The sequence below is a fragment of the Methylorubrum populi genome, from assembly GCF_002355515.1.
Lineage (GTDB): Bacteria > Pseudomonadota > Alphaproteobacteria > Rhizobiales > Beijerinckiaceae > Methylobacterium > Methylobacterium populi_A.
Map to the genome: position 1 here is coordinate 1,096,684 of NZ_AP014809.1, position 13,317 is coordinate 1,110,000.

Annotated in this window: 17 protein-coding genes (1 of these 17 only partly in view); 5 read left to right on the forward strand and 12 right to left on the reverse strand. The window is 62.7% G+C overall.

What is annotated here, in order from left to right; translation table 11 throughout:
• Window positions 1-19: 19 nt before the first annotated feature.
• A complete protein-coding gene (locus tag MPPM_RS05105; RefSeq protein ID WP_157914115.1) occupies window positions 20-445 on the forward strand; it encodes a hypothetical protein in 426 nt (141 codons plus the stop codon).
• A gap of 11 nt (window positions 446-456) precedes the next feature.
• Here MPPM_RS05105 and MPPM_RS05110 read toward each other — a convergent pair whose 3' ends face one another.
• The 4 genes from MPPM_RS05110 to MPPM_RS05125 form a co-directional block, all read right to left on the reverse strand.
• Entirely contained in the window at window positions 457-1,149 is a 693-nt protein-coding gene (locus MPPM_RS05110; protein WP_096484129.1) for a recombinase family protein, read from the reverse strand.
• 62 nt (window positions 1,150-1,211) lie between these two features.
• Window positions 1,212-1,538, reverse strand: a complete 327-nt coding sequence (locus tag MPPM_RS05115; RefSeq protein ID WP_096484130.1) for a helix-turn-helix domain-containing protein — start codon at window positions 1,536-1,538, stop codon at window positions 1,212-1,214.
• A complete protein-coding gene (locus MPPM_RS05120) occupies window positions 1,535-1,729 on the reverse strand; it encodes a hypothetical protein (RefSeq protein ID WP_096484131.1) in 195 nt (64 codons plus the stop codon). The genes MPPM_RS05115 and MPPM_RS05120 overlap by 4 nt, the downstream gene beginning before the upstream one ends.
• 60 nt (window positions 1,730-1,789) lie before the next feature.
• Window positions 1,790-2,038 (reverse strand): hypothetical protein, encoded by a 249-nt coding sequence (locus MPPM_RS05125; protein WP_096484132.1) that lies wholly within the window; start codon window positions 2,036-2,038, stop codon window positions 1,790-1,792.
• A gap of 577 nt (window positions 2,039-2,615) precedes the next feature.
• On the opposite strand from MPPM_RS05125, the gene MPPM_RS05130 reads away from it, so the two are divergent.
• Genes MPPM_RS05130 through MPPM_RS05140 form a run of 3 tightly spaced genes read left to right on the forward strand, consistent with a single transcriptional unit; the run spans window position 2,616 to window position 6,723 of the window.
• A complete protein-coding gene (locus tag MPPM_RS05130) occupies window positions 2,616-3,608 on the forward strand; it encodes a hypothetical protein (protein WP_096484133.1) in 993 nt (330 codons plus the stop codon).
• Between the two features lie 9 nt (window positions 3,609-3,617).
• Window positions 3,618-5,081 carry a hypothetical protein gene (locus MPPM_RS05135; RefSeq protein WP_096484134.1) on the forward strand — a complete coding sequence of 488 codons (1,464 nt, stop codon included), beginning with the start codon at window positions 3,618-3,620 and terminating at the stop codon, window positions 5,079-5,081.
• 1 nt (window position 5,082) lies between these two features.
• On the forward strand, window positions 5,083-6,723 hold the full coding sequence (locus MPPM_RS05140) for a hypothetical protein (RefSeq protein WP_096484135.1): 1,641 nt from the start codon (window positions 5,083-5,085) through the stop codon (window positions 6,721-6,723).
• 319 nt (window positions 6,724-7,042) lie between these two features.
• Here MPPM_RS05140 and MPPM_RS05145 read toward each other — a convergent pair whose 3' ends face one another.
• The 4 genes from MPPM_RS05145 to MPPM_RS05150 all read right to left on the reverse strand — a co-directional run bounded on the left by MPPM_RS05145 (window position 7,043) and on the right by MPPM_RS05150 (window position 11,332).
• Window positions 7,043-9,049, reverse strand: a complete 2,007-nt coding sequence (locus MPPM_RS05145; protein ID WP_096484136.1) for a DUF3732 domain-containing protein — start codon at window positions 9,047-9,049, stop codon at window positions 7,043-7,045.
• 3 nt (window positions 9,050-9,052) lie between these two features.
• Window positions 9,053-9,547 carry a three component ABC system middle component gene (locus tag MPPM_RS27820; protein ID WP_157914116.1) on the reverse strand — a complete coding sequence of 165 codons (495 nt, stop codon included), beginning with the start codon at window positions 9,545-9,547 and terminating at the stop codon, window positions 9,053-9,055.
• 6 nt (window positions 9,548-9,553) lie between these two features.
• Window positions 9,554-10,804: an ABC-three component system protein gene (locus MPPM_RS27825; RefSeq protein ID WP_157914117.1), complete on the reverse strand. Its 1,251-nt coding sequence runs from the start codon at window positions 10,802-10,804 to the stop codon at window positions 9,554-9,556.
• Between the two features lie 291 nt (window positions 10,805-11,095).
• Window positions 11,096-11,332: a helix-turn-helix domain-containing protein gene (locus MPPM_RS05150; RefSeq protein WP_173807879.1), complete on the reverse strand. Its 237-nt coding sequence runs from the start codon at window positions 11,330-11,332 to the stop codon at window positions 11,096-11,098.
• Between the two features lie 141 nt (window positions 11,333-11,473).
• Here MPPM_RS05150 and MPPM_RS05155 point away from each other — a divergent pair, with 141 nt between their 5' ends.
• Window positions 11,474-11,731, forward strand: coding sequence for a hypothetical protein (locus MPPM_RS05155; RefSeq protein WP_244573471.1), 258 nt, complete (start codon window positions 11,474-11,476; stop codon window positions 11,729-11,731).
• A gap of 58 nt (window positions 11,732-11,789) precedes the next feature.
• On the opposite strand, the gene MPPM_RS05160 is transcribed toward MPPM_RS05155, so the two are convergent.
• From MPPM_RS05160 to MPPM_RS05175, 4 genes are all read right to left on the reverse strand, one after another.
• Window positions 11,790-12,035: a hypothetical protein gene (locus MPPM_RS05160; protein ID WP_096484138.1), complete on the reverse strand. Its 246-nt coding sequence runs from the start codon at window positions 12,033-12,035 to the stop codon at window positions 11,790-11,792.
• Between the two features lie 189 nt (window positions 12,036-12,224).
• Complete coding sequence (locus tag MPPM_RS28785) at window positions 12,225-12,455, reverse strand: hypothetical protein (RefSeq protein ID WP_096484139.1); 231 nt, start codon at window positions 12,453-12,455, stop codon at window positions 12,225-12,227.
• 344 nt (window positions 12,456-12,799) lie between these two features.
• Window positions 12,800-13,159: a hypothetical protein gene (locus MPPM_RS05170; RefSeq protein ID WP_096484140.1), complete on the reverse strand. Its 360-nt coding sequence runs from the start codon at window positions 13,157-13,159 to the stop codon at window positions 12,800-12,802.
• Between the two features lies 1 nt (window position 13,160).
• Window positions 13,161-13,317 carry the final stretch of a tyrosine-type recombinase/integrase gene (locus tag MPPM_RS05175; RefSeq protein ID WP_096484141.1) on the reverse strand. The gene runs 1,145 nt beyond the window's last position, so 157 of the gene's 1,302 nt are visible here — the last part of the coding sequence; its start codon lies beyond the right edge, outside the window — the gene reads right to left on this strand; the stop codon is at window positions 13,161-13,163.

Consider the following 13,317-nt stretch of genomic DNA (forward strand, 5'->3'; position numbering starts at 1 on the left):
AATCCAAGAACGGCACTTCGTGAAAGGCATGGTGCGCCTCAATGATCCGGCGGAGGCCGCGCGACAGGCCGGCTACTCGCAACCGTCGTCACAGGGCGGCGCGCTGATGCGCCGGCCGAACGTGGTCGCACAGATTCAGGCAGAGGTGACTGCGCGCCTCCGAACCGAGGGCGCTCAGATCGGGGTTGGGACGCTGATCGACATTTCCAGCGGGAAGGAGTTTCCGGCCGGCGCGCGCGTCCTGGCTGCGCGCGAGCTCGTGAAGCTGTCCGGCGTCGGCGCCGACACGCCTGACGTTGAGAAATCGCCCGACATGATGACCCGCGCCGAACTCGAGGCCGCCGCCCGCTCGATCCGCGACAAGCTCGCCGACCTCGAAGGCGGTGTGATCGACCTGGAGCCGATCGAGGCCACCACGGCGCCCCCAACGAGCGTTTTCGACTGATCGGCGCCCGGTCAGGCGGCCGACATGCGGGCGCGCAGCCGCGCCACCGCCGCGGCCGTCCAAGTGCCGCGACCGCTTGGCGTCGGGATGTGTTCGGCCGACAGCGCGGCTGCGACCATCCGGAGCGAGGCGGTGCCGACCGGATCGATCCTCTGCAGGATCGGCTCCAGCACCGCGGCGTGCTCATCGGCCTGTCGCGACCGCGCAGACCGGGCCCTGGCGGTATCGTCCGCGGTCCCGGCACGGCCACGGAAGCCGCCCAGGCGCTGCCCCCGGGCCTTGGCAGCAGCCAGCGCCGCCTTGGTCCGTGCCGAGATCAGACCGGCCTCCAACTCGGCAACGGACATCATCTGCTGCAGCAGAAACCGGCCGGTCGGCCCCTCAATCTGTGGCAGGTCGCAGAATCGAACGTCCACGCCCGCGGCCAGTAGGTTCGAGAGGAACGCCTGCGACCTGGCGAGGCGATCGACCTTCGCGACCACCAGCGCCGCCCGGTGCGCGCGGCATAGGGCCAGCGCGCGGGCGAGCTCCGGCCGGTCGGCGTTGCGCCCGCTCTCGACCTCGACGAACTCGGCGATGAGCGACCAGCTTCCGCCGTTCAGGTAGGCGGCCACCGTGGCGCGCTGCGCATCCAGGCCGAGACCGGAGCGGCCCTGCCGATCGGTCGAGACCCGGAGATAGGAGACGAAGCGCCCGGCGGTCATTCTCGGAGTGTCTCAGGCTGTGCAACGGACGTTGCAAACAACGATACGGGCGGATGCGGCTGTCAGCGCTTGGCTTGCCGCTCGCGGAGCATCTGCATTCTGATGGCGAGCCAGCGGCCTCGAAATTCGGGCGACAGGCCGCCCTTCGGCGGCGGGTCTTCCGGCGGCAGGAGCTTCTTGGCGCGCTTGCGGCGCTTGCCAGTCAGCGTCTTGAGGTGCTCCCGTTCGCTCTCGACGAAAGCGTTGAAGTCGCGCTCGGTGACTAGGACCGGACGCCCGGGCAGGTAGGCCAGCCGGCCCGCCGCGCGCAGCTTGCGGATCCGCGCGACGGAGCAGTTTAGGCGCTCGGCGACCTCGGCCTCGGTGAAGAGCTTCTCCACCGTTGTCACCGTACCCGCCTGCGGGCTGCGTCGCCGGTGCCGTCACCGTCGGAATAGCGGCTGAGGATCCATCGCGCGAAGGCGATCAGCGCGGTCCGCTGTTCGTCCGTCCTGGTCGATTCACGCATACTGCGGCGCCCGACGGTCCAATGGATGTAGTACTTGCCGTTCCTGTGCCGCTCGAGGTGTGGGAAATTCATCGGGCCGCCTCGCGGTCAGAGGGCGCCCCGATAGGAGCGCCCTGCATAATAAGGTCGACTTCACTTTTCTCGGATGATCTGCTGCCAACAGCCTAATAACCGCATGGCTTGTTGCGCAGTGATATCGGCCGCTTCGAAGGTGAAGCACGGGTTTTTTAAATCCTCGCCGTCAGCCTCTATGTACGCGAAGACTGTCGCGTCTTCCGACGCCGCATTGAACCCTTCGCTCATGAGGTTCACGCCCGAGATTTGTGATTTCCTGCCGTAGAAACGATCAGCGTACGCGGTGGCAGGATCGACGGCTTTCATGGTGGGTGCTCCTGTCGGCCCGCGTTTCCGGCGGGTTGGCGAAGTCCAGGGCTGAAAGCACCGCGACAGTCGGCCCCCTGCGCCTTTAGGCTATGCCTTGGACATGCGCGCAGGGACCCTGGACAATCGTCCAAAGCTATAGTCTGACCGGACACTATAGGAACGGCTGTCGTGCGGGCTTTCATGCCTGCACTGGAGAAAATGGGCGTCGTTTCCCACGTTGTCAATCAAATTAATCAAATAAAATATTGTCTGATTTATCAGACAATATGTCTCTTTGTTTGAGACGGATCGTGCAGAGCAGACACTTACTGCTAGGGGCCGCCCCAGGCCCCCGGTATGCTCCACATTCGGCACGGAGACCGGCGCCGGGCGCTCACACAAAAATTCGGTCTGAAAAACGAAACGGACAGTTTGTCCGGTCTCAAGGTCGGACAAACTGTCCAACAGAAAAACCTGAGAGCATGTACTGACAACCTGGGAACAGCGCACCGTCTGCGCCCCAAGTCCGACCACTGTATACAGTTGATGGCTCAGTACTTGCGCTCTACAATGCCAGCACCACGAGGCGCTGCACATGACCGAGCCGAACGACCCGCCCAACTTCGCCTACGCGATCCCATCGTTTCTGGGCTTCCTGGAGCGGGCGGCCGGCGCCTCGGACCCGCGGCAGTTCAGCTTCGACCTCATCGGCGCGTTCGATGAACTGATGCTTCTGTTCAGGCCGGGGCGCTCGTTCCAGTTCGGCGAGAGCCAGCGCCAGACCATCCGCTACTTCGCCCATCGCGCCTTCGAAGCCGGACGCCCCCTGGAGCTGGCAGGCTGTGGCGTCGACGTGCTGGATCGGGGCCTTCGCGCCGTGGTCGGTTTGGGCGACGCCTTGACGTTGCCGGAAGAGGAGCGAGACGGCCCCAGCCAGCGCCAGCGCGAGCGGGTGTTCATGAGGGCGGTCAAACGGCTTCGGCACGCCCTCTACGCAGCGCAGATCGCCATCGACGAAGAGCGGGCCGGCGCCGACGTGGATCTGCCGCCGCTCGGAGACTTGCGGCAGCTCGCCGGCCCGACAGCGGCCGTCCTCCCGTTCCGGCTGGAGACCCGCGAGGCCGTCGAGCGCCGCGAGGTTCGCAGGGCAAAGGAAGAGGCTACCCTGTGGAAGCAGGCCACGGCCTACTTCTGGGCGGCCCACAATCTCGACGACCCGGCCACACCCTACGCCGCGGGCCTCCGCCTGCTCTCCGAGGGCCTCGCCGCGGGTTTTCGGCTGACCGGACCGGATCGGATGACGATCGGCATCGCGATGCTTGGCGCACGCTGGGCGCTCCACCGCGTCTTCGTCCCGACGATCCTTTCAGAGCCCGCCTTCGACGATTATCGAGCTCGTGCGCACCGTGTGCTTGATGCCTTGGAGACCGACGCGGCCGGACTAACGCAGGCAGAGGCCGAGTGGATCGCCGGACTTTGTGCTGAAACGAGCCTCCACGCCAACTTCATCGCAAACGCCACGCATATCCGCAGGTATCGGCACGCCGAGCTGATGGTTCACCACCTCATCGCTCAGCAGGCCGGATAGGAGCGGACGATGCCCCGAACCCGCACAGCTCTGATCGACCCGACGCAGCTCCGCGAGGGCTTCAGCAGCCTCGCCTCCGCCTTCGCCCCGCCGACGGCCCAGGAGATGCTGGCCGGGGCCAAGATTCGCGAGACCAACCAGAAGGTCTCGCAGCTCGCCGACCTCTACAGCATCGCCGGGGGCAGCGACGTGGATCAGGCCCGGCTCGACCGGCTGGCCGGGATCGCGGGCGCCTACAGTCCGAACCAGAGCCTGACCGCCGTTGGCATGAACAACGCGACGTCGGAGCGCACGAACGCCGCCGACAACGCCCGCGCCCTGCGCCAGACCCGGATGCAGCAGGACGGCGAACTGGCCCGGGCCATGCTGGCGCCGCTCAGCACCGGTCAGACCCGGCTTGTGCCGGGCAACATCGCCAGCGCCTTCGGTGTCCCGCAGACGCAGGTCGGCGTGATCTCGCTGAACCAGGGAGATCGCGCCGTCCTGCCCGATGGACGGACGCTCGACGGCGCCGCCAAGCCCCTGACGGACGACCAGCTCCGGGCGCAGATCCTAGGCGGCCTGCCGGCGGGCGAGCAGCGGGCCTGGGGCCTCGGCAACACGCCGGTGGAGACCGTGCAGTCACCGGGCGGCCCCCGCATCGTCTTTCGGTCGGATTCCGTGGGGCAAGCGTTCGCGCCGGCCCAGGCCGCGCCGACCAACCTCGCACGTCTGCAGGCCGAGCGCGCCGCGCTGCCGCCGGGCGATCCGCGCGCCGCCGAGTTCGACGCCGCCATTGCCGCCGAGGGCCGCGGCGTTACCGCCGATCCGTACCGCAACACGACGGAGCAGGAGCTCGCCAAGCGTCACGCCGAGATCGTGAAGGCTGGCAGCGGGGCCACTGCGATGGCGGGGAACCTCGACCGCCTCGAAACCCTGCTCGCTGACGTGCCGACCGGCGCGCTGGCCGAGCGCAAGGCCCAGGTGGCTGGCTACGCCCGGGATCTCGGTCTAACCGACGTCGCCGCGTCGCTGACGGGCGGCAGGCTCGATCAGATCCAGGCCGTCCGGGCGATCATCGAGCGCCTTGCGCCGGGCCTGCGCACGCCCGGATCCGGCGCGCAGTCGGACCGCGAGCTGCAGAACTTCCTGCGCAGCCTGCCTTCGCTCAGCAACACGCCGGGCGGCAACCGGATCATTCTCGACACGCTGCGCGGGGCCGCGCGGCAGCAGGCCCAAGCCGCCGACCTCGCGCGGCAGGCCCAGGCCGGCACGCTCGACAAGTTCGAGGCCGAGCGGCGCATCGCGGCCCTGCAGTCGCCGTTCGCCCGGTTCGGCTCCGGCGAGGGCCCGGCCGCTCAGCCCGACGCCGTGGCCGGGCCCTCGCCGCGTCAGCATGAGCCGGTTGCGGTCTCAACGCCGGAGGAGGCGCGGCGCCTGCCATCGGGCACGCCGATTCTCCTGCCCGACGGTTCGGTCGGAAGGGTGCCCTGACATGGCGGACGCATGGGCCGATTTCCGTGTCTCGCCGGTCGGCGCGCCGCCCGCGCCGCCGGCTGATGAGTGGGCCGCCTTCCGTACGCCCGCCGCGTCAACCCCGCCGGCGCCCGCGGTGCAGCCGAGTGTGGCCGTCGACGTCGCCAAGGCCCTGCCGACAGGCGCGGTGAAGGGCGCGATCGGCCTCGTAGGCCTGCCAGGCGACATGCAGGAGATGAGCAGCAGCCTGTTCGACCGCGCCGCGCTCGGTATCGGTCACATGGTCATGGATGCGACCGGCTATGGCCCCCAGGCCGGCACGCCGGAGCGGGAGGAGTTCGACCGCCTCTATCTCGGCATCGGATCGGGCGGCGGCCTGCCGACGTCCAAGAACGTGCGCCGCGGCGTCGAGAAGGCCACCGGCCCGCTCTACGAACCCAAGACCGTGCCGGGCCAGTACGCGCAGACCGTCGGCGAGTTCGCCCCCGGCGCGCTGGTCGGACCCGGCGGTGTGGTGCGGCGTGTCGCCGAGACCGTCATTCCGGCCGCGCTATCCGAGACGGCAGGCCAAGCCACGAAGGGCACCGCGGCCGAGCCGTTCGCGCGCCTCGTCGGCGGTGTTGCCGGCAACGTCGGCGTGGCGACCGCTGCGGCTCGGGCCGATGCGCCGGCACGCGCCATCACCGCCGCGACGCGCGGCACCACCGAAGCGGATCTCGCCGCGGCGCGGATGCTGGGCGAGACCGCGCAGCGCGTCGGCGTGCCGCTCACCGGTGCCGAGGCAATCCAGGGCGCCACGGGCAACGCGACGAAGCTGGGCGATCTGCAGCGGGCAGTGGAAGGCTCGCTCGACGGTGGCGCGATCCTCTCGCAGGCCTACGCCCAGCGGCCCCAGCAGATGCGCAACGCCGTAGACGAGGCGCTCGCCGCACTTGGCCCGCAGAGCACGGCGCCATCGACGCTCGGCCCACGCTCATCCCAGACCGCCGCAGCGGTCATTGACGACACACGGCAGGGCATCAACCGCGCGACCCGGGCCGACTACGCGGCGGCCGGCAAACACGTGATCGACCCGGCGGACTTCGAGCCGCTCGCCCGCGACCCGGCGTTCCGGGAAACGCTGCGGCAGTTCCGCGCCGACCCGGTGCTTGGTCCGACGTATCGCGATCTGCCGGACAACTCGATCGCGGTCATCGATGCCGTAACCAAGGGGATGCGCGACCGCGGCGTCGCGCTTGGCAACCGGGCGAACCCGGGTTTCAGCTCCGAGACGGCCGGCCTCTTCACCGGGAGCGCCGCCGAGGCACGCGCCATCGCCCGGGATCCGGCCCGCGGCGGCTCCCAGGCCTACGACGATGCGCTGACCGCCCAGGGTCAGGCCCGGCGCCAGAACCTCGAGCCCCTCGAGCAGGGTCCGCTCGGTCAACTCGCACAGGCCAGAGACACGGCAGCCGCGACGCAGGCCGTTCTGCCGACGCGTCCGCTCGTGGGCGGTGAAACCGAGCTCGCCGACGCGGTGACGCGCCTGCGGACCCGCGATCCGGATCTCACGAACGAGCTCATCCGCCAGCGGCTCGCCGATCAGTTCGACGCCAGTGCGACGCGCCTCGTGGGCGGCGAGGCCCAGGGCGGCGGGGCGCGCTTCGCCAAGGACACGTAGGCGGTCGAATAGCGCCGGCAGGCCATGCCGAGGCCTTCCTCGACGAGCCAGCCGTTCAGGTCGAGCGCGCCGAGCCGGCAGACCGCGACAGTGCGCCCGTAGCGGTCCTTCTCGATCGCCTCACACGCGACGTCCCCTGCCGATCTTGACAGAGAGTGCGAGCGCTGCCCTCCGGCCGCACGGATAGTCCTTGCCGGTCGCGTCGCCGCACACCTGGGAGCTCTCCGGCGTGTCGACGCCCTCAAGGCGAAAGCGCTCGCCCCGGATCTCAAGCGTATCACCGTCAATAACGGATGCGCGGCCACTGAGGCTACTGTTATTAGAGCCAACTATCCGGAAGAAGGTAATCGGCCCCTTCCCCCCGCCAATTTGCAACGCAATGCACGTTATCAACATCGCCCCATGCAGTTTTGTCCGCATGTTCTAAAACTATAATCTGCAGTCTCCAACCAAGGCGCTGGGCTGCCCAGGCTAGCGCTTCGAAAATCCGCCGTGTGCTTTGAAGATCGTCCTGCCTTGAGCGTTTACGAACACGGCGAGCATCGGTTTCATTGTTGCTCGAAACGTCAAATGTGTCACTTGGAAAATAAACCTGACTGGGTTGATCAATCACAAGAAAAGTTGGAACAGGGTTTGCCGCGCCCCTGTCTAAGAAAGCCTTGTGCAGTGATAAGAACAGGGATAGATGATATCCCATCCAGTTCTCGCCGCTCCCAATTTCCCAAAGCCACTCATCTCTCTTTTGGTCCACTCCATCGAAACGGATGTTCAGTTCGTTGAAATCAAGATTTGGATTCGCGTCTGTATCAGATAAATTTAGAAATTCGGCAATTATCTTAATTTCTCCACCAATCTTATCCTTGATGGTTTTCGATATGCGCTCCTTAGCCGTCGTGTCGATAAGACTTCTGAGCTCTCTTATCTCTGCATCGATCTCAATGCGATGTCTCATCAATTCGCTGTCATCATCAATGGCGCTAATATTCAAAAGCGCCTGCTCAACGCTGCCAACAAATCTGAAAACATCCTCCAATCTCTGCCCGCCGGCAAGTGCCGGCTTCGATGCATCGATTTCACGCCTTATTTGCCGAAGATTAGATAGGCGTCGTTCCTTTTCGTGCAACTCGCTTTCTATCTGTATCAAATCGCGATCAACCATCGGACGAGCCTTGCGGGTCCCGGCCACAATGTCTTGCAAATCAGCTATTGGTTCCTCAAGTTCACTCAGAACCTGCTTTGCAGCTGCAGATTTCGACCCACACAAGATGCAGTCCCGAGAATCGCTTGAAAATACAGCCTCTGCCATCCATCCAAAGCTGGCGACTCGATCTACTTGCCCAGCAAGAACACCGTCGTAAGTAGAAAACGAGGACCGCAAACCTCTTAATCTCTTCAACCGACGCTTGGCCTCGGCGATCTCACGATCGAGTTGGCGTTCTTCTTCTTTGATACGGTCGATACGGCTAACAGCTCTAGCTGTGCGGGCATCTGTTCCTGTTGATGCAAGCTGCCCAGCGCGGTCAATGACCAATGTCAAAGCGGCGATGATCGGCTCGAGCGCTTCAGGAGCAGCGCCAGCCGGAAGCAATCCAAGTTCTTGCGCTCGATAAAACGCACTTGTTACGTTGGCCCTCCAGAAATTCATGGCGCCTCGCCGCCGCCTAAGCTGACCATCAATGTCGCGAAGCTGTCCACGAAGAAGTTCGTGTCGATGCAAATTCAATAGATCATCATTAGTCATGATTCCGAGGGCTAACGGCAAAACATTCCGAAGTTTTTCCTTGTGAGCATGCGTATCCGCTTTGAAAAACATCGTGTACGGGTTTGCCGCGATATGCTGAGGTATGAAATTGAATGCGGCCAAATCCCGAAAGGACGCACGTTCGTGGAATCCAATAGCATCAGGATCTGGATTCAACCGCAAACTCGACAACCCGGACAAGGTATCCATCATAACCTTGAAATCATCGAGGGAAGCATTCCTCCCAACTTGTCTCGGCAATTTATCTTCTAACTCTCCTCCTTGTTGGATCCAATAATCAGGACTTATCTGACGAAAATCGGCTTTACGCCTGGCAATCCGGAGAACACCGAGATCAGTCGTGAGTACCAATCCATACCAAGCAACCTCATCTCTTATAGGCCCTAATGGGATAGCACAGCTTTTTGCCCCTAGAACATAATCAATAATACTGATTATTGCGGATTTTCCTGTTCCGCTCCACCCGGTAATTACATTGATTTTATCAACTGCAAAGTGATGGACCTTGATATCGTTCGCATTGTTTTCCGGCCAGAGCACTAGGGCGTTGATAAAAAACTTCATAATTCAAATCCCGATACGCAAATGCCAGCAAGTGGCTGCTACGCCTTCCTGTGCCATCCAAGCGCCCAAACGCCTTGCGGCGGCCAGCATATCTCGCACCTCGGAGCCGTCAGCACTGACCTCCGCTGGTAAGCGATCTCGCACCGGGCGATAGGTAGGAAACCCTGCTACCTCCTCTCTGGCGAGCAAGCCGGCCGAGCTGGCGACCTGGAGCGAGCGAAGAGAGATTGGCGCTAGCGCTTCGATCCAGGCTTGTGCTGAAAGCGTGAGTTCTGGCTCATCGGAGACCGCCCGGATCAAGCCACTGTCAAAACGCATGGTCTTGATTTTTCTCACAGTAGGCCCGTGCAGCGTTAACGGTACAGCAATCAAGAACGCTGGAAGCGAAGGAGCATCTCCTTCAACAGATCGCTGGACATGCTCGGCAGCAAACTGCCAAGCCAAAATTGCGCCCAGGCTCTCGTTCAACAAAATGCGCCGCTCGAAATCGTCGCGCATGGTCAATTAGCGCTCGCCATGATCTTTCGGCTCACAATCTGGATGCCACCAAACTTCGTTGTCGTCGGCCAACCTATGGTAGTTTCCGGCAGTCATATATTGTTGTGGGCACGGCTCTCCATCAAGCATTTCACAGTGGAGTCCTGTGGTTGTTGTCGCTATGATTTGCCCTAACTCAACAGATGTCATACTGGTACGTTCTCGTCTGACTTGGCGAGATATCTGCCGCCATCGGCGTTTGAGACGAGCGCTTCGATCCGGCCACTCTGAGAGGGGTATTTGGCCTTCAACTATCAGCCTGCTTTTCTCCGTGTTGAATCGCGCCCAGTCTTCGATTGCCTCCGCAATCTCATCAAAATCGAACTCAATTAAGCTGAGATGTTTGACAAATTGTCGGCCACGGGCAGCTGATCTAACCGCTTCAGTGACGCTAATGCTTTCTTCTGGAAGCGGTAGAATGCGTTGACGATCCAAGCGCCTTTCAATAGCTCGACACTGCTCGACGCATTCTTGCCGCGCGACTAGCCCTGGCTGGCCGCTACGCCACTGATCCATCAGTCGCTTCGTCAGCCAGCCAAACAGACCTTCGAGGACTAATTCCGAATCCACGCGTCTGGTAATACCAAAACGACTTGCTATGTGCTTTCGCCTGCACGGGCTTGAAGCTGTCTCACTGCACACCTCAATACGCATTAGCAATGAAGTCAACTTTTCGTCATCATAGCATAGGACTTCATCGATAATATCTTGAACGGCCGGACGCTTACGTGTTTTCGGCAAGGCGCCGGCTTGTCGCAATTTAGCAATTGCAGCAGGTGCTGATTGAAGTCCTGCTTTAGCTAACGCGGCCAAACTTAAAATCAATGGCGCCGTAGGTGTATTGCTCGTTGCGAAGATGAGACGAGGACCTTGGCCGCAAGGTGTAGCTGTAACAGAGTCGTCACTCGCCAGCCAATAAGCAAGAGTTTTCCATAGCGCTTCACTCCGATCCCCGAGCAACTCGGCTTTGGATCGGATGGAATTCTTGTCTTGTTCTCTGACTTTTACCAACTTTCCATTATAGACAACAACATCATCGAGAATTTCAACGCCGACGACGGCATCACCGTCAGAATCGCAAAGATGTTCAAGCGCGCGTTCTAGCTGGAAAACAAAGCCTGCCGCAGCACCCGGTGCTACCTCACCGTAGCGCCGACGTGATGCGTCTATCGCGCGATTATTTTTTGGTTCGCCCACTTCGTGGCTCTGACGCTTCACTGTCGCGGCTGCGGACGGAACGCGATGCCTTACGATGTCGCGAATCCTAGTAGCCTCCGAATCGGCCGGAGTTCGAATCGAATCTTAATCCTGCTCCCTGAAAAGCCAATCGAGGTGGGCGACGAATTCACACTTTGCGACTTGGGAATGTACCATTGTCCCCGATCTTCGTTCGAGCTGGCAACAGCAGCTTGCCGGTCTGGCTTGTTCCCTTGCGGATAGCGCCGGAGATGAAGACAGCCTTGATCCGCGGATCTGCGTCCGACCAACTGCGTGGGACAGTCTGTCTGCCTACTGAAGCTTCTTCAACCGCACGCCAGGCCCCTCGCCATTCTCGCCGATGAAGAGCACGCCAGCGGCCTCCAAGGCCGTCTGCAGCTTGTTGAGCGTCTCGACCCGCGTTTGCAGAGATCCCTCGCCTGGCTCGAGGCGCTTGATCGTCGGGAGCGATACGCCGGAGGCCTCACTCAGCCTATCCTGGGACCAGCCTAGCAGGGCGCGCGCGGCTCGAAGCTGAGAGCGTGTCATCAATACTTTTAGCATCCTTTTTGATGCCAACGGCATAGACGGCGCTGAATGCGCCTCATATGATCCTAAAAGTATCGAAGTTGAGGCGAAAAGTCTATGTCCGCCCGTCGCTCCCTGTCTTAGTCAACCGCCCTCTCCGACATGCGGAGCGACAGTGTGCAGGTCCCGGCGGGCTTCCTCGGCGCCCGCGGGCGTATCGAGGCCGCCGTGCGGTTCGGCAAGGTCGCCCTTGTAAAGGCCGACGGGTCCTTTGGTCGGGCCGGCATCACGAACGCCGCGGCCGCCGCCGCGAAGGCCCACCAGCTCACCTACGGCTCGACCTGGGCCGCCGCCATGTCCGTGGCGCTCAAGGCCGCGTGGCAGGCAGCACGCACCGCCCGGGCCCGCGCCGCTCACTGATCCTGTCGCAGCGGCTTGGGGTGTCGCCGCCGGCGCGGTAGCCAGATCGGGGATAGAGCTAGGCTCGTAGGCGTTGGGTGTTTGCGGCTACGTGCTCTCGGTAACGAGCCACCACGTCGTCGGGCGTGCCGCCCGTCAATAGCGTAGCTGTCGCTTCGGTCGCGGCCGCGATCTTCTCGAACACCATCGAGTTCATCTCAGCCCAGGATTCCTGACCGCCCCAAGCGAGCCGTACCAAACGCAGTTCGATGACCTGCTGCGATTCTATCGCGAGCAGAAGTGGAGCGAAGAAGGGGTTGAACACACAAGGGCTCCTAGCCGCTGGACGCGGCAGGACGGCAACCACATCTCGGAAGCGAATGATCCCAGCCTAAAGCGGTTAGCTAAGTCGGGGACAGTTGGTTGCGTGAACTCGCGGATCTGATCCTAAGGGGACGTTGGTCGCGAGCGGAAGCGGGGGCCATCTGCGCCGGATGGCCCCATCGCTGACGATTTAGCGAGCGGAAACCGCTGCAGCGTCAGCCACAACCTTGCGGGTGGCGGGAGCCGCGACCGTGACATGGGGCGTAGTCGTCAGTTCGGAGGCCCGGCGGACCGACGCTGTTGCGCGGGCCTGCTCACGGAAGAGCGGCGGGGTCACGTTGACGGCCTCATCAGCAACGGCGGAGCCCGCAACGGTGACAGTAGCGAGGAAGGTAAGGGTGAGAAGCCGCATCGTGCGCATGGATCGTCTCCGGTTTCATCGGTCCAGGACGGCAACCGATGAGCGATTGAACCATGGATTTGTGCGGTGCGATAATCACTGCGTGCAACGCACCATAATGCGTCAGCAGCGCTCACTATTCGATATTGTGCAAGCCGTAGAGGCATACCGGGCAATGACAGGTGCGCAAGCCATGCATCCGGCGAATATGTAGAAAAACTTGCACCGAAGATAAAATTTATTTCGGCGCGATATATTTCGAGTATTCCCCGCTTGAGCTGTCTAGATGCACAATCTCGCGTAGATCGTTTTGTCGTTGAGCCCTGAGATCAAAATAGACAAAAGATTCGCTCTCAGCTGAGCGATTATCGCGGCGCCGTCCAAGCGCGCAACGGCAGGCCGGCATGAAAGCGCTCGGCCCCCTGGACCAACAGTGCCGTCGGGTGCTGCGTGCAGAACGCGCGCAGGGATCCCACCACCAGATCTGCGTTCAGTCCGGACAGGTCGCGGAACTGCCGATCGCGCACCACCAGCACGGCGTTGATGCCGGTGGCGAAACCGAGCGACCATGTCATGAACGCCGACCGGTAGTCGCGTTGATCGAACAGCGGCGCAGCGTCTGCGCAGGACGTCAGGCCGAAGCCGGCGGCGTTCGCGCCCTCGGCTTTGCAGGGCGTCATGGCGAGGAAGCCGTACAGACTCAGCGCGGCGAGACACCGGCGCATCTTAGACCCCTGCCCGCGCAACCACAGGCCGGACGAGCGGCACGACGGTCGACGCCACCACCTCTAAATCGGGTGCCGTCCGGCGGATCGTGTCGGCGACGAAGCTCGGCGCGAGGTGCGCATAGTGCTTTTCGGCCATGCGGGTGCCGGAATGGCCG

Bases quoted from the DNA above. Each gene is read 5' to 3' on its own strand.
- MPPM_RS05135 (WP_096484134.1), top strand. From the start codon at position 3,618: ATGCCCCGAACCCGCACAGCTCTGATCGACCCGACGCAGCTCCGCGAG.
- MPPM_RS05125 (WP_096484132.1), bottom strand. From the start codon at position 2,038: ATGAAAGCCGTCGATCCTGCCACCGCGTACGCTGATCGTTTCTACGGC.
- MPPM_RS05110 (WP_096484129.1), bottom strand. From the start codon at position 1,149: ATGACCGCCGGGCGCTTCGTCTCCTATCTCCGGGTCTCGACCGATCGG.
- MPPM_RS05145 (WP_096484136.1), bottom strand. From the start codon at position 9,049: ATGAAGTTTTTTATCAACGCCCTAGTGCTCTGGCCGGAAAACAATGCG.
- MPPM_RS05140 (WP_096484135.1), top strand. From the start codon at position 5,083: ATGGCGGACGCATGGGCCGATTTCCGTGTCTCGCCGGTCGGCGCGCCG.
- MPPM_RS27820 (WP_157914116.1), bottom strand. From the start codon at position 9,547: ATGCGCGACGATTTCGAGCGGCGCATTTTGTTGAACGAGAGCCTGGGC.
- MPPM_RS28785 (WP_096484139.1), bottom strand. From the start codon at position 12,455: ATGCGCACGATGCGGCTTCTCACCCTTACCTTCCTCGCTACTGTCACC.
- MPPM_RS05170 (WP_096484140.1), bottom strand. From the start codon at position 13,159: ATGCGCCGGTGTCTCGCCGCGCTGAGTCTGTACGGCTTCCTCGCCATG.
- MPPM_RS05120 (WP_096484131.1), bottom strand. From the start codon at position 1,729: ATGAATTTCCCACACCTCGAGCGGCACAGGAACGGCAAGTACTACATC.
- MPPM_RS05150 (WP_173807879.1), bottom strand. From the start codon at position 11,332: ATGACACGCTCTCAGCTTCGAGCCGCGCGCGCCCTGCTAGGCTGGTCC.
- MPPM_RS05130 (WP_096484133.1), top strand. From the start codon at position 2,616: ATGACCGAGCCGAACGACCCGCCCAACTTCGCCTACGCGATCCCATCG.
- MPPM_RS05155 (WP_244573471.1), top strand. From the start codon at position 11,474: ATGCGGAGCGACAGTGTGCAGGTCCCGGCGGGCTTCCTCGGCGCCCGC.